The sequence below is a fragment of the Streptomyces sp. NPDC085946 genome, from assembly GCF_044540485.1.
In the GTDB taxonomy this organism is placed as follows: Bacteria; Actinomycetota; Actinomycetes; order Streptomycetales; family Streptomycetaceae; genus Streptomyces.
The window spans coordinates 394,582-414,713 of record NZ_JBITSF010000003.1 but is presented as its reverse complement, the minus strand read 5'-3'; the positions used below and the strand labels follow the sequence as shown (position 1 = coordinate 414,713).

Here is a 20,132-nt window from a genome sequence, read left to right as displayed (position 1 = left end):
CCCGCGGACGGGCAGGGCCGGTGGGCGGCCCTGCCTCAGCTCTGGTTGAAGAAGCCGTCCGAGCGGTGCGAGGCCGGCTCGCCGCTGACGACCTCGGTGTCGGCCGGGCTCAGCAGGAAGACGCGGTTGGACACGCGCTCGATGGAGCCGCGCAGACCGAAGATCAGCCCGGCCGCGAAGTCGACCACGCGCTTGGCGTCGCCGGGGTCCATGGCCGTGAGGTTCATGATGACCGGGACGCCCTCGCGGAACATCTCGCCGATGGCCCGGGCGTCGCGGAAGCTGTCCGGGGTGACCGTGCCGATGCGACGGCCTCTCTCCTCGGCGACGTCCGAGGCCACCTTGACCCGCGGATCGGTGACCCAGGCCTCCCCGGGCTCGGTCCCGTCGGAGTAGTCGTCGTCGTAGTAACGCTCGTCTTCGTTGTCGTCGACGAGGCCAAGCCAGGCACTTGCCTTGCGTACCGATCCCATGGACGCCTCCTCTCACAGCGGTCTTTCTTGCTTTCCGCATCCCTATGGTCGTCCATGATGCGGATGGTGCGCCAAGTGGATAGACGCCGCGCGGGGGGTTTGTGACGGTACTGGTGCACAGCGAATCCGTCGAGAGTCCGTGTTTCCCAAGGGTCCTGCCGTAAACGGCACCTGACCGGGAGTGAAATATGACTCTTCCCTGCGGACGAGTGACGGGCGGTGCGTACGGGTGAACGCCGCGACCGATACGATGCGGCGGCTCAAGAGCAGTCGCACCACGGGGGGAACGTCGTGTTCGGAATGGTCAGGCCCTGTCGGCACCGGCTCGGTGAGAGCCTCACGGCCGAGTGGACGGCGCATCTGTGCGGGCTGTGCCTCGCGTTGCGCGGGGACCACGGGCAGCTCGCGCGCATCGTGACGAACTACGACGGGCTGCTCGTCTCCGTCCTGACGGAGGCTCAGGCCGAGCCGGGCGGCGCGGCGGGACGGCGCACCGCCGGACCGTGTCCGCTGCGCGGGATGCGCACCGCGTCCGTCGCGCAGGGCGAGGGCGCGCGGCTCGCCGCGGCGGTGTCGCTGGTGCTCGCCTCGGCCAAGGTGCGCGACCACGTCGCCGACGGCGACGGCCTGCTGGCCCGCCGGCCGGTGGCGCTCGCCGCGCGCCGGGTCGCCGCGGGCTGGGACCGGGCGGGCGCCCGGACCGGCTCCGCGATCGGATTCGACACCGCCCTCCTGGTCGACGCCGTGGACCGGCAGGCCGGCCTGGAGGTGCTCGCCGGGCCCGGCACGCCGATCCTCACCGTCACCGAGCCGACCGAGACCGCGACCGCGGCGGCCTTCGCGCACACCGCCGTCCTCGCCGGGAAGCCGGGCAACGCCGTGCCGCTCGCCGAGGCGGGGCGGCTGTTCGGGCGGCTGGCGCACCTGCTGGACGCCGTGGAGGACCGGGCGGCCGACGCCGCGTCGGGCGCCTGGAACCCGCTCACCGCCACCGGCACCTCCCTCGCGGAGGCCCGCCGGCTGGCCGACGACGCCGTGCACGGCATCCGGCTCGCGCTGCGCGAGGTGACCTGGGGCGCCGGGCACGGCGGCATGGGCGGGGGACTCGCGCACCTGCTGCTGGTCCACGAACTGCGGCGCTCGGTCGACCGGGCGTTCGGCACCGTCCCCGCCTGCGCGTCCCACCGGCCCGGCCCCCACGGGCAGCAGCCCCCGCAGGGCCCGTACGGCGCGCCGCACACCGGGGGAGGCAACCCGTACGCGGGCGGCGGGAACCCCTACGGCGGCGGGAACCCCTACGGCGGCGGGAACCCCTACGGCGGCGGGAACCCCTACGGCGGCGGGAATCCGTACGGCGGCGGCGCGCACGGCGGCGGGTTCGGCGGCGGTGGCTTCGGCGGCGGTGCGCCGGCGCCCCAGCCGCCGCGGGGCCGGCGCGGGTTCTGGGCGGGCTGCGGGATGTTCTGGCTGCTGTGCTGCACCTGCAAGCTGTGCTGTGCCAAGGAGTACGAGGGCCCGTGGTCCCGCAAGAAGCGCGAGGGCTGCTGCCGCGACTGCGACAACTGCGACTGCGACTGCTGCCCCTGCGACGGCTGCTGAGCGGGGGCGGGCGCGGCGGACGCACGGGGTGCGGCCTCCTGGACGGCGGACGGTGGCGCTGACTGAGGGGAGGGGTGCGCGTGTGAGGGCGAAGAAGGAGGAACGCGGAGGGCGCCCGGCGGGATCAGGGCGCGCAGCGGGGTCGGCTCAACAGGAACAGGACCACACGCGACCGAAGTCGATGTGGGAGCGGGAGACCAGCCACTGCTGCGGATGCATGGGCCAAGTGGAACAGGCTTGCGGTTCCGCGTCAACCGACGTGAGACGTACTGCTCACAGTCCGGACAGCCTTGACAGGGCGCGGAATTGGTCCCGTAGTCTCGTCGGACGGCCCTGCTGAGGGGCTCGGCCGTACCGCGCCGTTCGGCGCCCGCTCCGTGTGAGGGCATTCCGCCCGCGTTCCACCCGACGCATCACGGAGCCTTCGCATGTCCTCCGACACCCTCGCCGCGACCCCCGCCGCGCAGCGCCCGCCCACCCCGCCGGTCCGGCCCGCCCTGGTCGTCGTCGGCGCCGGGCCGCGCGGCACCGGACTGATCGAGCGGATCGCCGCCAACGCCCCCGAGCTGTACGCCGGTCCGGGACTCGACATCCATCTCGTCGACCCGTACCCGCCGGGCGCCGGACGGGTCTGGCGGCAGGCGCAGTCGCCGCTGCTGTGGATGAACTCGCACGCCCAGGACGTCACCATGTTCACCGACGAGACGGTCGACATGGCCGGGCCCGTGCGCCCCGGGCCCACCCTGCACGAGTGGGCCGGCATCGACGGCCGCACCTTCGCCGACCGGCGCCTGCAGGGCGCCTACCTGCGCTGGGTGTACGAGCGGGCGGTGGCCGAGCTGCCCCCGGGCATCACCGTGCACCACCACCCCCGGCGCGCCCTGCGCGTCACCGGCCCCCGCGACGGCCGCCAGCAGGTGTGGCTGGAGGGCCGCCCGCACCCGCTCGCCGCCGACCTGGTCGTCCTCACCCTGGGGCACCTCGACGCCGAACCAGACGCCGAACAAAGCGAGTTGGCCGCGTACGCCCGGGCCCACGGCCTGACCCACCTCCCGCCGGACTTCACCGCCGACAGCGACCTGTCCCGGCTCGGGCCCGGCGAACCCGTCCTCGTCCGCGGCTTCGGGCTGGCCTTCGTCGACCTGATGGTGCTGCTGACGGAGGGCCGCGGCGGGCGGTACGACGGCGACACCTACCTGCCCTCGGGCCGGGAACCGGTCCTGTACGTCGGCTCGCGGCGCGGCGTCCCCTACCACGCGAAGATCGGCTACGACTGGAGCGGGCCGCGACCGCCGCTGCCCAGGTTCTTCGGCCCCGCCGAGGTCGACGCGCTGCTCGCCCGGCCGGAGGGCTTCGACTTCCGGCGCGACGTGTGGCCGCTGGTGGAGAAGGAGCTGGGCTTCGCCCACTACCACCGGCTGTTCACCGCCCACCCCGAGCGGACGGCCCTCGCCTGGGCCGCCTTCGAGGAGCGGTACGCGGTCGCGGACGCGGCGGACCGCGCGGCCCTGGTGGCCGGTGCCGTCCCCGACCCCGCCGACCGGCTGGACCTGGCCGCCCTGGACCGCCCGCTGGAGGGGGTGCGGCACGCCTCGCCCGAGGAGTTGCAGGAAGCCCTGCGCGGGTACGTCCGGGCGGACCTGGACCGGCGGCACGACCCCCGTCACAGCCCCGACCTGGCCGTCTTCCTCGCCCTGCTGTCCGTCTACGGCCAACTGGTCCGCCTCGGCGACGTCGGGCCCTGGTGGCACGGCTTCTTCAGCTACCTCGCCTCCGGGCCGCCCGCGCCCCGGCTGCGGCAGATGCTCGCGCTGTCCCGGGCGGGGGTGCTCAGGTTCGTCGGCGCGGACATGACCGTCCGCGCCGAGGACGGGGTGTTCCGGGCGTCGAGCAGCACCGTGCCCGGGGCGTCCGTCGAGGCCCGGGCGCTGGTGGAGGCGCGGCTGCCGCACGCCACCGTCCAGCGGTCCGCCGGCCCGCTGCTGCGGGAGCTGCACGCCGACGGGGCCGCCGCGACCCCCGACGGGCTGCTGGCCGTCGACCCCGCGGACGGGCGGGTGCTGGACCGGTCCGGACGGCCGCACCCGCGCCGGTTCGCGCTCGGGCCGCACACCGACGCCCGCGGCTCGGGCGCCTTCACCCGGCCGCGCACCGGCGGGCCGGCGTTCCGGCAGAACGACGCCACCGCACGGGCCGCGCTGGCCTTCCTGCGCGCGCTCGCTCCCCGGTCCACCGCCTGAGACGGGCGGTGCCCGTGCCCCACCGCGCCCACACCGCGACCTCCGCGACCGCTGTGAAGAAAGGGTTTCCCACATGACCTCCTCGTCCGGCCGGGGGCTGCTGCACCTGGCCGCAGCCGTCGACCAGCGCTCGGCGTACGACGCCGCCCCCTACCTGGAGTCGGCGCGGCTCGCCGAACGGGGCGCGCTCGACTTCGTCACGCTCGACGACGGCTTCGCCCGCCCGGGCCCCGACGCGCTCGCCGTGCTGTCCCGGGTGGCGCCCGCCACGCACCGCGTGGGCCTGGTGCCCACCGTCACCACCACGCACACCGAGCCGTTCCACGTCCAGGCCGCCGTCGCCACCCTCGACTGGGTCAGCCGCGGCCGGGCCGGCTGGCGGATCGCGGTGTCGGCCACCGAGCGCGAGGCACGCCTCTTCGGCCGCCGCCACGACCGGGGGGAGGCACCGTCCGCCGCCGCCCTGTGGCAGGAGGCCGGCGAGGTGGCCGACGTGGCGGCGCGGCTGTGGGACAGCTGGGAGGACGACGCCGAGATCCGGGACGCGGCGACCGGCCGCTTCGTCGACCGGGACAAGCTGCACCCCGTCGACTTCACCGGGTCCGCGTTCTCCGTCAAGGGCCCCTCGATCGTGCCGCGCCCTCCGCAGGGGCATCCCGTGCGGCTCGTCGACGCCACCGAGGAGGAGGCCCGGCCGGCCGCCGCGCGGTACGCGGACGTGGCCCTGGTGCGGGCCGCGAGCCCCGGGCAGGCCGCCGCCGTGCGGTCCGAACTGCGCGACCTGGCGGTGCGGGCCGGCCGGGACACCGACGGCCCGCTGGTCCTGGCCAGCCTCACCGTGGACCTCGGCGACGGCGAGCACGTGGCCGAGCCCGGGTGGGGATCCCCCGGGGCCGCGCCGGGCCGGCGCCTCGGGGGCAGGGGAGGCGGCTCCCGGACCGCCGCGCCGGGCCCGCTGTACCGGGGCGGCCCCGTCGACCTCGCGGAGCTGATCGGCTCCTGGCACCGGGAGGGCGCCGTCGACGGCTTCCACGTCACCCCGGCCGAACCGCGCCGTGACCTGGAGCGGTTCGTCAACGGCACGGTCGCGCTGCTCCAGCACCGGGGCCTGTTCCGCACGTTCTACCCGGGCAGCACGCTCCGGGAGCATCTGGGCCTGGCCCGGCCCGCGAGCCGGTACGCCGTCCGACACGCCGTGACAGGGGGAGCGTCATGACCGTACGACGGACCGCCGGCCTGCGCATCCACCTCGCCGCGCACTTCCCCGGCGTCAACAACACCACCGTCTGGGCCGATCCGCGCTCCGGTTCCCAGATCGAGTTCTCCTCCTTCGAGCACCTGGCCCGCACCGCCGAACGCGGCCTGTTCGACTTCTTCTTCCTCGCCGAGGGGCTGCGGCTGCGCGAGCACAAGGGCCGCATCCACGACCTGGACGTGGTGGGCCGCCCGGAGTCCCTCACCGTCCTCAACGCGCTCGCCGCCGTCACCGACCGGCTCGGCCTCGCCGCCACCGTCAGCGCCACCTTCAACGAGCCCTACGACCTGGCGCGCAGGCTCGCCACGCTGGACCACCTCAGCGGCGGACGGGCCGCCTGGAACGTGGTGACCTCCCCGGACGCCTTCACCGGTGCCAACTTCCGGCGCGGCGGCTTCCTCGACCGGTCCGAGCGGTACACGCGGGCGGCGGAGTTCGTCGCCACGGCACGGGAGCTGTGGGACTCCTGGCCGCCGGGCGGCACGCCCCGGCCGTTCGCGCACCGGGGGCTCCACTTCGACATCGCGGGGGAGTTCACCGTGCCGCGCCCGCCGCAAGGGCACCCGGTCGTGATCCAGGCGGGGGACTCCGACGAGGGCCGCGAGTTCGCGGCCGCCGCCGCCGACGTGGTCTTCACCCGGCACGGCACGCAGGAGGCCGGGCGGGCCTTCTGCGCCGACGTCAAGGGACGGCTGGCGAGGTACGGGCGCACGCCCGACCAGCTGAAGATCATGCCCGGGGTCACGGTCGTCCTCGGCGACACCGCCGCCGAGGCGCAGGAGCGGGCCGCGGAGATCCGGCAGCAGCAGGTCTCCCCGCAGACGGCCCTCCTGATGGTGGAGCAGGTCTGGGGCATGGACCTCTCCGGCTACGACCCGGACGGGCCGCTGCCCGACGTCGACCCGGTGGCCGACTCGGAGATCACCCAGGGCCGGGTCCGGCACGGCGACCGGCTCGCGACCGCCGGGAAGTGGCGGGCGCTGTCCCGGGAGAAGGGGCTGTCCCTCCGGCAGACCGTGATCGAGGCGAGCGGCCGGCAGTCGTTCATCGGCACCCCGGAGGCGGTCGCCGCCGAGATGGAGGCGTTCGTGCGGCAGGACGCCGCCGACGGCTTCATCCTCGTACCGCACCTCACCCCGGGCGGGCTCGACGAGTTCGTGGACCGGGTGGTTCCGCTGCTCCAGGAGCGTGGCGTGTTCCGTACGGAGTACGAGGGCACGACCCTGCGCTCCCACCTGGGGCTCGCCGTCCCCGTGCAGAAGGAGTGAGTCCGGCGCGGCCGGGGGAGCGGTGGCGCGAGCAGCGGGTTCCGCGGTGCCGGCGGCCCGCGGGCCGCTCGCGCCGACGGGCACACCCCTCCTGAACGGTCCGGGATTCCCGGGCCGTTCCGGTACGGGAACGATCCGGAGGGTCGAATTCCGGACATCCGCGGGGCGCGGCGGGCCGGTGGGCCGGCCGTCGTCGGGCGGTCGTGCGCCGGCGGGGTCCGGTTCGCGGCCGGCCCCGGCGCCGCGAGCCGCTCCCGGGCGGCCCGCGGCGGGGCGGCGGCTGATCACGCCGGTCCGCGAGGGGTGTCGAGGGGTGCGGCGCCGCGACGCGGACGCCCCGCCCCGGGGGCGCCGCGCGCATCCCCGGCCCTGCCCGGACGCTCCACGCCGTGCGGTGCCGGCCGCGCGGTCCGGGCGCCCGGCGCGGACGGGCGGGAGCACGGCCCGGAACCCGGCGGGGAGCCGGCCTCCGGACCGCACGGGCGGTGGCACGCACGGCGGGTGACGACCCGGCAGGACGGGTCCCCGCCGGACCGCGCCCACCGACGCCACCAGCGGAAACGGCGGTCACCGCCTCCGACTCCCGCGCCCGGCCGCACCGGACGCCGAGGGCCGTGCGGCGGCCGGCCCCCGTCGCGCGCCGTCGCCGCCGTGCGCCCGCGCCGGCCCCTTCCCGCGCCCCTGTCCGACGCCGGGGAACGCGCCGGCCGGCGCGGCGGAAGGGGGAACGGACGGTGCGCCGTCGCCGATTCCGGGGGCAAGGCGCACAGATCGTTCACCGGGGCGACGGCCGAAAGGCACCCTTGCGCCGACCGTCCGTTCGGCCGAATACTCCCCCTCAGCGCTTGTCAGGAGCACGGCGTGTTCGGAATCCGGACACCCGTCCCCCCGGCTGCGCCTCACGGGCCCGTAACCCCACGAGGGCCCCCGACTTCCCCTTCGGAGGAACGCAAAGTGAGGATCAAGCGCACCACCCCCCGCAGCGGCATTTCGAGACGGACCCGGCTGATCGCCGTTTCCACCGGCCTCGTGGCCGCCGCAGCGATCGCGGTCCCCAGCGCGAACGCGTCCGACACGCCCAGCACCTTCAGCGCCACCGCCCTCAAGAGCGCCGGTGCCTCGGTGCTGAAGGCCGACGTCCCGGGCACCGCCTGGGCCGTCGACAGCAAGACCGACCGCGTGGTCGTCACCGTGGACAGCACGGTCTCCCAGGCCGAGATCGCCAAGATCAAGCGGGAGGCCGGGGAGAACGCGGGCGCGCTCACCATCAAGCGCACCCCGGGCAAGTTCACCAAGCTGATCCAGGGCGGCGACGCGATCTACGCGAGCAGCTGGCGCTGCTCCCTGGGCTTCAACGTCCAGGACAGCAGCGGCACCCAGTACTTCCTGACCGCCGGTCACTGCACCGACGGCGCGGGCACCTGGTACTCCAACTCCGCCCGCACCACGGCCATCGGCACGACCACCGGCTCCAGCTTCCCGGGCAACGACTACGGCATCGTGCGCTACACCGGGTCCGTCAGCCGGCCGGGCACCGCCAACGGCGTGGACATCACCCGCGCCGCCACCCCGGCCGTCGGCACCACCGTCATCCGTGACGGTTCCACCACCGGCACGCACAGCGGCCGGGTCACCGCCCTCAACGCCACCGTGAACTACGGCGGCGGCGACATCGTCTCCGGGCTGATCCAGACCACGGTCTGCGCCGAGCCCGGCGACTCCGGCGGCTCGCTCTACGGCAGCAACGGCACGGCCTACGGTCTGACCTCCGGCGGCAGCGGCAACTGCTCCTCCGGCGGCACGACCTTCTTCCAGCCCGTCACCGAGGCCCTGAGCGCCTACGGCGTCAGCGTCTACTAGGCCGACGGAGCCACCAGGCACCAGAAGGCCGGACCGCCCGGTCCGGCCGGCAGCCGGCAGCACGGCGAGCCCCCGCACGCAACCAGCGTGCGGGGGCTCGCCCTTGTCCGGCCCCCGGGACGGACGTCTCCCAACGCCGTTGTGCTAGGGGAGGTTTCAGGACAGGGCCGTACCTCACGGACCGGTGACGGTTGCCCGCACGCGGTGTTTGCACTGCGAAGAAGCGCGCGCCGCTCCCGGGCGGCCGGGTCAGGTGACGACGCGCGGGGCGCACGACCGCTGTTCCGCGCGCGCCCTGAAGTCGACCTTGTGTGCTCCCTGCGGGCTTCGGAAGAGTGGGCGCTCATCAGCCGGCCTTCCGGTTCGCGGGGTCCCCGCAACCTCCCGGAACGACCCCGCAGGAGGACGCGACTCGAAGCACCGACGCACACCCGGACGGCGTGCGGCCGGGGCAGGTGCGGGCGCCGCCGCCCTGGTCGCCACCGGAATCACCTTCCGGACCGCGAACGCCGGCGAAACACCGCGGGCCCCCGAGCCCCGGACCCTGTCCGTCACGGCGGCCGGAAAGCTCGCCTCCACGCTCGCCCGGGACCCCGGCGCCGACGCGGCGGGCACGTACCACGACGCCCGGGCCCGGAGCCTCGTCGTGAACGTGCTCGACGAGGCCGCCGCGCGGACCGCCGAGGAGACCGTCGCGCGGGCCGGAGCCGTCGAGAACTCCCTCGCCGAGCCGAAGAGCGCCCGTGCCGCGCTGCGGCGGGACGCCGCCGTCCCGGGCACCGCCCGGGTCACCGACCCGCGGACCGGCACGGTCGTCGTCACCGCCGGCCGCACGGTGTCGAAGGCGGAGTGGGCCGGGCCGGCCGAGGCCGTCGACGGGCTCGTCCCCGCGGCCTGACTCCGCCGGACGAAGGGGGAGCACCGGCCCTTCCTCGCCGGCGGTGACGCGATCACCGGCGGCGGGCGCTGCTCGCTCGGCTTCACCGTCGTCAAGGGCGGCGAGCCGCGCTTCCTGACGGCCGGTCACTGCACCGGGTCCGTCACCCCCTGGTCGGACACCGGCGGCACCACGACCGGCACCACCGAGGCGTCCGGCTTCCCGGGCGACGACCACGGCCTGGTCGAGCACACGGCCGGCGTCGCCCACCCCGGCGAGGCCGACCTCCGCGACGGGTCCGCGCGGCAGATCACGGGCGCGGCCGGGGCGACCGCGGGCCTGCGGGTCACCCGCAGCGGGTCCACGACCCGGGTGCACTCCGGCACGGTCACCGGCCTGGACGCCGCCGTCACCTACGGCAACGGCGACGTCGTCGACGGGCTGATCCGGACCGACGTCTGCGCCGAGCCCGGGGACAGCGGCGGCGCGCTCTTCCCGGGCGGCAGCGCGGTCGGGCTGACGTCCGGCGGGAGCGGTGACTGCTCCTGCGGCGGGGAGACATTTCTTCCAGCCGGTGACCGAGGCGCCGGCGGCCTCGGGGACGCGGATCGGCTGACCGGCCGTCGCCCCGTCGCTCCGTGAGGTCCCGTCCCCGTCCGGGCGGGGGCCCTCACCGTGCCGGGGACGCCTGCGCCGCTCCCGGCGAACCGCCCGGGCCGAAGGCGCCGGCCGGGGAACGGGAGAAGCGCGGCAGGCCCCGGGAGCCGGTCGAGGCCCCCGACGCCCTGCCGCGCGGGGTCGCCGCGCACTCCTGCGGCGTGCCGCTGCCCGACGCCTCCGCCCGCCGGGGACACGTGCCCTGCGGGCGGGAGGGAGGCGTCGTGCCCCGCGGCCCCGTGCGGCCCGCCCGGTGAGAGCGGGTCGCACACGGCCGCGGGGCGCGGGGTGCGGTGCCCGTCCGGCCTGAGCCGCCGGACGGGCACCGGGTCGGCCGGCCGCGCTGTCAGCGGCCGTGGCGGCCGGCACCGGCCGCGCGCCGCCGGACCGACAGGAACAGGGCCGCCGAGCCGAGGGCCAGGGCGGCGGCCCCGCCGACCGCGACGTAGGCGGTGCTGTCGTCGCCGCCGGTCTCGGCGAGGCTCTGCGCGGCGCCGGCCGCCTTCGGCGCGTTCGGCGCGTTCGGGGCGCTCGGTGCGGGGGCGGCCCCGTCGGAGGCAGACGCGCCGGGGGCGGTGTCCGGCCGGTCCGGGGTGTCGTCGGCGGCCGCGGCCGGCTCCGCCGACGTGCTGGGGTCGTCGTCGCCGTGGCCGCCGTGCTCGACGGTCGACTTGTCGTTGCCCTCCTCGATCTGCTCCTCGGTGGGGGCCGAGGCCGCCGGGGCCGGGGTGGCACCGCCGGCCGGGGCGGCACCGCTGCCGCCCGCACCGCCGAAGACCACGTCCGAGCAGGAGTAGAACGCCTCCGGGCTGTCCGAGCGCTGCCAGACCGCGTACAGCAGGTGCTTGCCGGACCGCTCCGGGAGCGTGCCCGTGAAGGTGTAGAAACCGCCCGAGGCCACCGGGTCGGTGACCGTGGCCACCGGGTTGCCGAGGTCCAGGTCGCCCCAGCCCAGCGGCTTCGCGGGGTCGTGACCCGGCTTGGTGATGTAGACCTTGAAGGTCCCCTTGTGCGGGGCGGTCACGCGGTACTTGAAGGTGTACGAGCCGCTCGTCACGCTCGTCGCCGGCCAGTCGGCGCGGGCCAGGTCGAGCCCCTTGAACGCCTCGTTGCCCGCGCTGCACAGCTTCCCGTCCGGGACGAGCTCCTGGTGGCGGCCGCCCGCGTCACCGATGCGGATGCCGTTCCAGTCGTAGAGCGCCTGGGTGCCGCCCGCCGCGACCGCCGCCTTGCAGGCGTCCGACCTCGGGCTCTCCGGCCCCTCGGCGTAGCACTGCGAGACCCGGCTGACCGGGTCGCCCATCGAACCGTGCGCGGCCGCCGGAGCGGCGGTCAGCGCGGTCAGGGCGAGCGGGGCGATGCCGAGGGCGGTGGCAGCGGCGACCGTGCGGCGTGCAGGCATGCGGGAACTCCTCGAAACGGTGCGACAGGGGTGGCGGATCCGTGGGGGTGATCCGAACCTAGCCCCGGCGCACCGTGAAATCGCCTGCTGAGGGCGGGTGGAGGAGATCCTTATGGTCGCGTTAAGGGAGCGCTCAGACTGCGCTCAGGTAGGAACCGCGGCGGCCCGGCCGGCGCGGCGCGGCCGGCCCGCGTCAGCCCTCGGGCCACCAGGTGCGGGCGATGTCCCGGCGGATCTCCGGTCGCCCGGAGGGGCGCTCGTCGGCTTTCTCGCGGACCCGGCGGGCCTCGGACTTCTTCAGGGGCTTCTGCACGGTGACACGGCGCATGGCTGCCTCCTTCAGGCCCTACCGGGTTCCGTGTTCTCACGGAGGTAGACCTTTCGGGTGAGAGTTCCTCATCGCTCCCGGGATGTCAGTGGCCCCCGTCACGATCGGGATGTCGGTGGCGGGTGTCACTCTGGAGCACATGACGAACGGGAGTGACGCCGTGACCTCGGCGGACATCGACTGGGACGCGGCCGCCACCGCCTTCGACGACGCACCCGACCACGGGCTGCGCGATCCGCGGGTGCGCCGGGCCTGGGCCGGCCGGCTGCGCGCCTGGCTGCCCCCGCGGGCGGGCGACGTCCTCGACCTCGGCTGCGGCACGGGCAGCCTGTCGCTGCTCGCGGCCGAGCAGGGACACCGCGTGACGGGCGTGGACCTCTCCCCGGCGATGGTGGCGCTGGCCCGGGAGAAGCTCGCCGGCCGCGACGCGGTGTTCCTGCTCGGTGACGCGGCGGCGCCGCCGGTCGGGGAGCGGCGCTTCGACGCCGTCCTCGCACGGCACGTCCTGTGGACGCTGCCCGACCCCGCCCGCGTCCTGCGGCACTGGCGGGGACTGCTGCGGCCGGGCGGGCGGCTGGTGCTGGTCGAGGGCGTGTGGGGCACGGTCGCCCCGGTCGGCATACCGGCGCGGCGGCTCACCGGGCTGCTCGCCCCGCTCGCCGCGCGGGTCGACGTGGAGCACCTGTCCGGTGATCCGCTGCTGTGGGGCGGGGAGGTGACCGACGAGCGGTACGCCGTGGTGGCGCGGACGGGGTGAGCCGTCAGGCCAGCAGCGCGGCGAAGCCGTCGCCCCGGGCCAGCGCCTCCAGCTCGTCGAGCGCCGCCCCGGCGGCGGCCGCGGCCGCGGGATCCGTCTTCGCCAGCCCGCTCGCCGCGAACTCGTCCTCGTCCAGCCGCCGCACGTCCGTGCCGTCCGCGGACCGCCACAGGTCCAGGTCGAGGTCCTCGACCACCAGCTCGTCACCGCGGCGCACGGCCGGACGCGTCACGTCGCAGTACCAGCCCTTGACGTCCCCCGAGGCGGCCCGGACCTCCTTCACGGCGTACCAGCGGTCCCGCCAGTAGTACTCCGTGAAGACGTCACCGGGCTCGAAGCGCACGAAGCCGAAGTCGCGCACGCCGTCGCCCGCCCACGGGGCGCGCACCACCAGCCGGGTGCCGTCGTCGGCGAGCAGCCCGGCGGGGTAGCGGATCTTCGTCCGGCCCGCCTTGACCAGCACGACCTCCACCGGGACCGTCCCGTCAGCCGAGTTCCCTGACATAGCGCACCTCCGTCGCGCAGACCTCGTACCCGAACCACGTGTTGATGGCGATCATCGGCTCGTTGCCGGTGTCGTTGCCGGTGAACGCCTCCGTGCACCCGGCGGCGCGGGCGCGGTGCAGGGAGTCGTTCTTGGCGAGCTTGGCCAGGCCCCGGCCGCGGTACGCGCGGGCGGTGCCGGTCATGGCGGTGGCGTAGCGGCCGGTGCCGTCGGTGTAGGCCACGCTGAACGCGGCGGGCCGGCCGTCGACGACCGCGACCGAGGTCAGCTCGCGGTCCAGCAGCGGGTGCCGCCAGGTCTCCTCCAGCCAGGCCTCGTAGTCCGTGAACTCGGCGGCGATGTCGCTCGGTTCGTCCGACGTCGTCTCCGCGTCCAGCGCGAACACCGGACGGGGGTCGTCCGCGTAGTCGGCGGCGGTGCGCAGCTCCACGCCCGGCGGCGGGTCCTGGCGGGGCGGCAGCGTGCCCCGCGCCAGGTCCAGGCGCAGGAAGTAGGCGGAGCGGCTGGCCCGGTAGCCGTGCCGCTCGGCGAACGCGCGGTTGTGCGGCTCGTCCATGACCCACGCGAACAGCTTGCGGGCGCCCAGCCCGGCCAGCCGCTCCTCGGCGGCGCGCACCAGCAGCGCCCCGGCGCCCCGCCCCGTCCGCTCCGGGTGCACGTAGACGTTGAGGTACCCCTGGCCGGGCTCCGGGCTGTCGTGGGCGAGACCGGTCTGGGCCGTACCGACGATCTCCCCGTCCTCCTCGGCGACCAGCTGCCGGAAACGGGCGTCCGGGTGCGTGTGCGCGAGGTGGTGCAGCACCGACTCGGGGGTGGAGAGCATGAAGGGGACGGCGAGACGGCGGACGAGGGAGAAGCCCTCGGCGTCGGCCCGCACCCCGGGACGCAGGTCGCGTACGGTCACGGTCATGGAGGCGCACGCTACGCGGGACGCGTCCGGGGTGCCTCCGATTTTCCGGCCGGCTCCCGCGCGTGCGGACCGGCCGGTACGGGACAATCGCCCGGTGACCTTGACGATCCACATCGACGACACCGCCCCGCCGTTCGAGCAGGTGCGCGCGCAGATCTCCGAGCAGGCGCGGTCCGGGGCCCTGCCGGTGGGCTACCGGCTGCCGACCGTCCGGGGACTGGCCGAGTCGCTGGGCCTCGCGGCGAACACGGTCGCCAAGGCGTACCGGGCGCTGGAGGCGGACGGGGTGATCGAGACCCGGGGACGCAACGGCACGTTCGTGGCCGCCGCCGGCGCGGCGGCCGAGCGTGAACTGGCGGCGGCCGCCCAGGCCTACGCCGACCGGGCCCGGCGCCTGGGGATCACGCGGGACGACGCGCTGGCGGCCGCGCGGGACGCCCTGCGGGCGGCCTACGGCGGCTAGGGGCTGTCGTTCGGATCACGCCGCGGACGCGGGGCCCGGCACGCGCGTCCGCGGCGTTGTCGTCGGTTGCCGATGCTCCGCATCGCCGCCCTCCTCCGCCTTGCGGCCGCACGCACCGGGCCCCGCTCACCGGCGCTGACAACACACAGTCGATTCCCCGCGACCTGATCCGAACGACAGCCCCTAGGGGCTGTCTGGCCGTTCCCGTCGTCGCCCGGAGGGCGGTCTCGCGGCGTCCCGGCCGCGCGGGACCCGCTCCGCCCCCGTCGGCCGGGCCGGCGTCCGGCTCACGGCCGGCCCCGCCGCCCGCGCCAGGCGCGCGAAGGCCGTCGCGTCCCCCACGGCCGCCGCGTGCGGGTCGTTGTCGAAGTACGCGTACACGTCCTCGCCGCCGGGGAAGGCCGAGGCGATCCGCCCGACCCAGGTGCGCAGCGACCGCCGGCCGTAGTGCGGCCACGGGCGGGCGCGGGCCTGGTGGAAGCGGACGTATCCCCAGCCGGTGGTGCGCCACAGCCGGGTCACCGGGCGGGCCCGCACGTCGGCCCGGCACAGGGCGGCGCCCCGGGCGGCGAGGACCGCGCGGACCTCCGGCGTCCACCAGGACGCGTGGCGCGGTTCGACCGCCACCCGGGCCGGGGCCGGGAAGCAGGCCAGACAGGCGTCCAGCAGGTCCGGGTCGGCGCGCAGGGTGGGCGGCAGCTGGAGGAGGACCGGGCCGAGGCGGTCGCCCAGCCCCGTCGCGCGGCTCATCAGCCGGTCGACCGGCTCCCCGGGGTCGCGCAGCCGCTTGACGTGGGTCAGGTAGCGGCTCGCCTTGACGGCGACGACGCAGTCCGCGGGCACCCGCTCCCGCCACGCCTCGAAGGTCCCGCGCGACGGCAGCCGGTAGAAGGCGTTGTCGACCTCCACCGTCGCGAAGTGCGCCGTGTACTCCTCCAGCCACAGCCGCATCGGCAGCCCGGGCGGGTACAGCACGTCACGCCAGTCCTCGTACTGCCAGCCCGACGTCCCGACGAACAGGGTCACGGGACCGTGAGAACACCACCGGCGGCGCCCCTACAGGTACAGGCCCGCGTCCACGCCGTCCCGCTGGTCCGGCAGGGCGGTCGGGGCTGTGCCCCGGCGCAGCGCGTACAGCTCGGCCAGCGTCGCGCCCTCGCGGCCGACGCCCTCCTCCCGGCCCAGCCAGGCCACCGCCTCCTGGCGGGTCAGCGGCCCGACCTCGATGCGGGCCAGACAGCGCCCGGGGCGGACGACGGCCGGGTGCAGGCGCTCCAGGTCCTCGTTGGTGGTGACGCCGACCAGCACGTTGCGGCCCTGGCCGAGCAGGCCGTCGGTCAGGTTCAGCAGCCGCGACAGCGCCTGGCCCGCCGTGTGCTTCGCCTCGCCGCGGATCAGCTCGTCGCAGTCCTCCAGCAGCAGCAGCCGCCAGCGGCCCTTGCCGCCCGCGTCGTCCTCGCCGATCGCGATGTCCATCAGGTAGCCCACGTCGGAGAACAGCCGCTCGGGGTCCAGGACGCAGTCCACCTGGCACCAGTCCCGCCAGGAGCGGGCCAGCGTGCGCAGCGCGGAGGTCTTGCCGGTGCCCGGCGGGCCGTGCAGCAGGAGCAGCCGGCCCGCGATGTCCTCCGGTCCCGTCCTCATCAGCCGGTCCATCGCGTCCGCCACCGGCGCGGTGTAGTTGGCCCGCACCTCCTCCCAGGTGCCCGCCGCGATCTGGCGGGTGGTGCGGTGCGGGCCGCGGCGCGGGGAGACGTACCAGAAGCCCATCGTCACGTTCTCCGGCTGCGGCTCGGGTTCGTCCGCCGCGCCGTCCGTGGCCTGGTCCAGGACCCGCTGGGCCAGCTCGGCGCTGGTCGCCGTGACCGTGACGTCGGCGCCCCGGTTCCAGCGCGAGACCAGCACCGTCCAGCCGTCGCCCTCCGCCAGCGTGGCGCTGCGGTCGTCGTCCCGGACGGCGCGCAGCACCCGCGCGTCCGCCGGCAGCAGCGTCGCCCCGGACCGGACCCGGTCGATGTTCACCGCGTGCGCGTACGGCTGCTCGCCCGTCGCGAAGCGGCCGAGGAACAGCGCGTCGACGACGTCGGCCGGGGAGTCGCTGTCGTCGACGGTGAGCCGGATCGGCAGTGCTTCGTGCGGGTGCGCAGACATGCCGCCCATGATCCGGCACGGGGGCGCCGCGTGCACCCCGTTTCCGGGGCACACGCCCACCGCTCCCCTCACATGGCCCCGGCCGCGATCCGCCCCGCCCGCCGCGCCCGGCGCACCACGGCGTACCCCTTGGTGAGCGCGCGGTCCCCGGCGAACGTGCGGGCGATCGCGCGGCCCTGCACCATCCGCTCGAAGGCCTCGATGCCGGTACCGCGCCGCACGGTGACCCGCCGCAGCGCGTACGGCCCCTGCCGGCGCCGCGCCAGGTCGTTGCCGACGGCGAGGGCCTGGGCGTACCCCGTCTCGCGCACCGCCCGGCGCACCCGGCGGCTGGAGTAGCCGTAGGGATACGCGAACGAGGCGGGCGGGGTGCCCAGCCGGTCGCCGACGATCTCCCTGCCGTGGATCAGCTCGAAGCGCAGCACCTCGTCGGAGACCTGGTCGAGCTGCGGGTGGCTGTGGCTGTGCCCGCCGATCTCCACGCCCGCACCGGCCAGTTCGCGCACCTGGTCCCAGTCGAGCATGGTGTCCGGGGCGCCCCCGGTGTCGTACGGGCCGCGCAGCCAGCCCGTGGTGACGAAGAGCGTGGCCGGGAAGCCGTGCTCGGCCAGGACGGGCAGGGCGTGGCGGTGCACGCCCTCGTAGCCGTCGTCGAAGGTGATCAGGACGGGCCGCCCGGGCAGCGGCCGCCCCGCGCGCCAGCGCGCCGCCAGGTCGGCCGTGCCGAGCGGGGTGAACCCCAGGCCGGCGAGCACCGCCATCTGCCGCGCGAACGCCTCCGGCGTCACGGACAGGGCGCGGGTGGCGTCGTTCGGCTCGGCGGCGACCGCGTGGTACATGAGGATCGGCACGGCCGTGTCAGCCACCGCCCGCCTCCTCCACCGCGACGGCGGGTGCGGCGGGCACGGCCGGCACGGAGAACGCGGCCGCGCCGCGCCGCGCCCGGACGCTGCCCACCAGGTAGCCGCCCGCCGCCGTGAGCACCCCGGCGACGATCGCGCCCGCGCGTCCCGCGCCGCCCGGCCGGGCCAGCAGGGCGTCGCGCAGCCCGCGCGCCACCCCGGCGGGCAGCACCCGGGCGGTGTACCGGCGTTCGGACTCCAGCCCCTTGGCGGCGCCCACGCTCCGCGCCACCAGGGCCTTCGACAGGCCCTCGGCGTACGTGCGGGTGCGGAAGTAGCGGAAGCGCTCGCGCGCCTCGGGCACCCGGTGGTGGATGACCGCCCGGTCGTCGAGCAGCAGGACCGCGTCCGGCCGGGCCCGGCCGAGGCGGATGCACAGCTCCGTCTCCTCGCAGCCCAGCGGGCGCTTGTCCCCGTCGCGTCCGATGCCGGTGGCGAAACCGCCCGCCGCGTCGAAGGCGGCCCGGCGGAACGAGGCGTTGCCGCCCAGGACGTTGCGCACCCGCACCCGGCCGGGCGGCAGCCCCCGGTACGAGCACCCCACCACCCAGTCGAACTCCTCCGGGAACCAGGCGGGCCGCCGGCCCGACGCCCAGACCGGCTCCGTGCGCCCGCCGACCGCCATGACCCGCGGGTCGGCGTACGCCTCGGCGAAGCGCGCCAGCCAGTCGCGCTCGGCCACGGCGTCGTCGTCGAGGAAGGCGACGACCTCGCCGCGCGCGGCGGCGATTCCGGTGTTGCGGCCGGCGGACAGGCCGCGGGGGCCCGCGTTGGCGAGCACCCGCACCTCCCCGGCGCACTCCTCGTACTCCGTGCCCAGGCGGTCCAGGAGCGGCTGGTTGTGGTCGACGACCAGCAGCGTCTCCAGGGCCGGCCGCGACTGCGCCCGCACCGAGGCGACCGCCGCGAGGATGTCCTCCCAGCGGTCCTCGGTGTAGACGCAGATCACGACGGAGATCGCCGGAGCGCGGTCCCCGGCGTCGCTCAAGAGACCTCTCCCCGGACCGCGTCGAGCAGCGGCGAGTGCTGCGCGCGGCGGCGCAGCGCACGCCGGTTGGAGCGCTCCCTGAGGATCACGTTGAGCACCCGGAACCCGTCCCGCACGGCCCGCAGGTTGCTGGTGCCGTGGATGCGCAGGTACTCGTGGCTCGGTATCTCCTGGACTCTCAGCCCGGCCTTGACCACCCGGATGTTCATCAGGGTCTCCACCTCGAAGCCGGTGCAGTCGAGGTCGATCTTGTCGAGGCAGTGCCGCCAGAACGCGTTGTAGCCGTAGCACAGGTCGGTGTAGCGGGCGCCGAACTTCCGGTTGACGACGGCGCACAGCGCCCGGTTGCCGAGCTTGCGGACGAAGGTCATGTCGTCGGTGCCGCCGCCGTTGGCGAAGCGCGAGCCCTTGGCGAAGTCCGCGCCCGAGACCAGGGCGGAGACGTACGACACGATCTCGTTGCCGTCGGCCGAGCCGTCCGCGTCGACCATCACGATGATGTCGCCGGTGCAGGCCTGGAACCCGGTGATCAGGGCGTCGCCCTTGCCCCGGCCGCGCTGCTCGACGACCTTCACCCCGGGCCACAGCGCGCGGGCCACCTCGACGGTGCCGTCGGTGGAGTTGCCGTCGACCAGGACCACTTCGTGGATCCAGTCGGGCAGGGTCTTGAAGACGTACGGCAGGTTCTCGGCCTCGTTCATGGCCGGGATCACCACGCTCACCGGCGGCGCGATGGCCAGGTGCGAGGAGACGGGCCGGTAGGTCCCGGCGGTCGGTGCCGCCGCGGCCGGCGTCCCGTCGGCCGGCGGATCCTGCTCCGTGGCCGCGGGCTGCAGAACTGAGCTCATGAGTCGGTCCCTCTCGTCCGGTGGGCCGCCCACCCCCGGGCGGCCCGGCTCTTCGTCCGGTTCGAAAGGGGGGTTGGTGTCACCCGGGCACGCCGAGGCGGCACCTCGGTACGCCGGATGAGCTGGCTGAACTGGCCGGTCCGCGGAACGGCGGCCGGCCGCGCGGCACGGCTCGGTCACCTGTGCGGTCACCGAGCACGGCACCCCCCTACCGCGCCCCGCGCCGGGCCGTCGCGGTCCTGAGCCCTCCCCTGGAGCCGCGTACTGACGGACCGGTGCGAGTGAGATGTATGACGGTATTGACGATTGAACCCGTATGGCAAGACCTGATGAGGTCTCACGTTTTTGTCGGTTTGGCCGTTGCGTGCCGCACCCGGGTCACCAGGATGGCGGTGACGCGGGCGTCCGCAACCGCGCCTCGGGCCGGACCGATCGGTTCCGGCCGGGTGGGGGCGAGCGCCTCGTGCGCACGGATGGTCCGCATGGCCGACTTTGCCCCCCGAAGCGTCGGATGCCGGGCTTCAATCTGGCGCAGCGCAAAGGGGACGTCAAGGGCCGAAAGGCCCTGGTGCCGAAATTCGTCCGGGATTTGACGGACGTTCCCCGGAGGCTCAACACGCCTCCGGGGAACGGGTGTTCGCGGTCAGTG

At 75.6% G+C, this 20,132-nt stretch carries 17 protein-coding genes and 1 pseudogene; 8 read left to right on the top strand and 10 right to left on the bottom strand.

Annotation, left to right across the window (positions count from 1 at the left end):
- Window positions 1-35: 35 nt before the first annotated feature.
- Complete coding sequence (locus tag ACIF8T_RS09805; RefSeq protein ID WP_400032997.1) at window positions 36-473, bottom strand: cell division protein SepF; 438 nt, start codon at window positions 471-473, stop codon at window positions 36-38.
- 291 nt (window positions 474-764) lie between these two features.
- Between ACIF8T_RS09805 and ACIF8T_RS09800 the strand changes: the two genes are divergently transcribed.
- From ACIF8T_RS09800 to ACIF8T_RS09775, 6 genes and pseudogenes are all read left to right on the top strand, one after another.
- Window positions 765-2,072, top strand: a complete 1,308-nt coding sequence (locus tag ACIF8T_RS09800) for a DUF5685 family protein (protein WP_400032995.1) — start codon at window positions 765-767, stop codon at window positions 2,070-2,072.
- Between the two features lie 428 nt (window positions 2,073-2,500).
- Window positions 2,501-4,312: an FAD/NAD(P)-binding protein gene (locus ACIF8T_RS09795; protein ID WP_400032993.1), complete on the top strand. Its 1,812-nt coding sequence runs from the start codon at window positions 2,501-2,503 to the stop codon at window positions 4,310-4,312.
- A 73-nt stretch (window positions 4,313-4,385) separates the two neighbouring features.
- Window positions 4,386-5,528, top strand: a complete 1,143-nt coding sequence (locus ACIF8T_RS09790) for an LLM class flavin-dependent oxidoreductase (protein ID WP_400032991.1) — start codon at window positions 4,386-4,388, stop codon at window positions 5,526-5,528.
- Window positions 5,525-6,835 carry an NtaA/DmoA family FMN-dependent monooxygenase gene (locus tag ACIF8T_RS09785; protein ID WP_400032989.1) on the top strand — a complete coding sequence of 437 codons (1,311 nt, stop codon included), beginning with the start codon at window positions 5,525-5,527 and terminating at the stop codon, window positions 6,833-6,835. Before ACIF8T_RS09790 ends, ACIF8T_RS09785 begins: the two co-directional genes overlap by 4 nt.
- Window positions 6,836-7,789: 954 nt before the next feature.
- Complete coding sequence (locus ACIF8T_RS09780) at window positions 7,790-8,695, top strand: S1 family peptidase (RefSeq protein WP_400032987.1); 906 nt, start codon at window positions 7,790-7,792, stop codon at window positions 8,693-8,695.
- A 318-nt stretch (window positions 8,696-9,013) separates the two neighbouring features.
- Window positions 9,014-10,188 (top strand): annotated as a pseudogene (locus ACIF8T_RS09775) (S1 family peptidase).
- A 387-nt stretch (window positions 10,189-10,575) separates the two neighbouring features.
- On the opposite strand, the gene ACIF8T_RS09770 reads toward ACIF8T_RS09775, so the two are convergent.
- Window positions 10,576-11,631, bottom strand: coding sequence for a lytic polysaccharide monooxygenase (locus tag ACIF8T_RS09770; protein ID WP_400032985.1), 1,056 nt, complete (start codon window positions 11,629-11,631; stop codon window positions 10,576-10,578).
- Between the two features lie 193 nt (window positions 11,632-11,824).
- A complete protein-coding gene (locus ACIF8T_RS09765; RefSeq protein ID WP_400032983.1) occupies window positions 11,825-11,959 on the bottom strand; it encodes a hypothetical protein in 135 nt (44 codons plus the stop codon).
- A 139-nt stretch (window positions 11,960-12,098) separates the two neighbouring features.
- Here ACIF8T_RS09765 and ACIF8T_RS09760 point away from each other — a divergent pair, with 139 nt between their 5' ends.
- Window positions 12,099-12,716, top strand: coding sequence for a class I SAM-dependent methyltransferase (locus tag ACIF8T_RS09760; RefSeq protein WP_400032981.1), 618 nt, complete (start codon window positions 12,099-12,101; stop codon window positions 12,714-12,716).
- A 4-nt stretch (window positions 12,717-12,720) separates the two neighbouring features.
- Here ACIF8T_RS09760 and ACIF8T_RS09755 read toward each other — a convergent pair whose 3' ends face one another.
- Window positions 12,721-13,221, bottom strand: coding sequence for a DUF402 domain-containing protein (locus ACIF8T_RS09755; protein ID WP_400032979.1), 501 nt, complete (start codon window positions 13,219-13,221; stop codon window positions 12,721-12,723).
- Entirely contained in the window at window positions 13,202-14,131 is a 930-nt protein-coding gene (locus ACIF8T_RS09750) for a GNAT family N-acetyltransferase (protein ID WP_400032977.1), read from the bottom strand. Before ACIF8T_RS09750 ends, ACIF8T_RS09755 begins: the two co-directional genes overlap by 20 nt.
- A gap of 94 nt (window positions 14,132-14,225) precedes the next feature.
- On the opposite strand from ACIF8T_RS09750, the gene ACIF8T_RS09745 reads away from it, so the two are divergent.
- Window positions 14,226-14,594, top strand: coding sequence for a GntR family transcriptional regulator (locus tag ACIF8T_RS09745; RefSeq protein WP_400032975.1), 369 nt, complete (start codon window positions 14,226-14,228; stop codon window positions 14,592-14,594).
- 183 nt (window positions 14,595-14,777) lie between these two features.
- Here the strand turns inward: ACIF8T_RS09745 and ACIF8T_RS09740 are convergent, their stop codons facing one another.
- The 5 genes from ACIF8T_RS09740 to ACIF8T_RS09720 all read right to left on the bottom strand — a co-directional run bounded on the left by ACIF8T_RS09740 (window position 14,778) and on the right by ACIF8T_RS09720 (window position 19,483).
- A complete protein-coding gene (locus ACIF8T_RS09740; protein ID WP_400032973.1) occupies window positions 14,778-15,620 on the bottom strand; it encodes a DUF72 domain-containing protein in 843 nt (280 codons plus the stop codon).
- A gap of 30 nt (window positions 15,621-15,650) precedes the next feature.
- Window positions 15,651-16,745, bottom strand: coding sequence for a DUF5925 domain-containing protein (locus tag ACIF8T_RS09735; protein WP_400032971.1), 1,095 nt, complete (start codon window positions 16,743-16,745; stop codon window positions 15,651-15,653).
- 68 nt (window positions 16,746-16,813) lie between these two features.
- Window positions 16,814-17,611 carry a polysaccharide deacetylase family protein gene (locus tag ACIF8T_RS09730; RefSeq protein WP_400032969.1) on the bottom strand — a complete coding sequence of 266 codons (798 nt, stop codon included), beginning with the start codon at window positions 17,609-17,611 and terminating at the stop codon, window positions 16,814-16,816.
- Window positions 17,604-18,635 (bottom strand): glycosyltransferase family 2 protein, encoded by a 1,032-nt coding sequence (locus ACIF8T_RS09725; RefSeq protein ID WP_400032967.1) that lies wholly within the window; start codon window positions 18,633-18,635, stop codon window positions 17,604-17,606. The genes ACIF8T_RS09730 and ACIF8T_RS09725 overlap by 8 nt, the downstream gene beginning before the upstream one ends.
- Complete coding sequence (locus ACIF8T_RS09720) at window positions 18,632-19,483, bottom strand: glycosyltransferase family 2 protein (protein WP_400032966.1); 852 nt, start codon at window positions 19,481-19,483, stop codon at window positions 18,632-18,634. The genes ACIF8T_RS09725 and ACIF8T_RS09720 overlap by 4 nt, the downstream gene beginning before the upstream one ends.
- Between the last annotated feature and the right edge of the window lie 649 nt (window positions 19,484-20,132).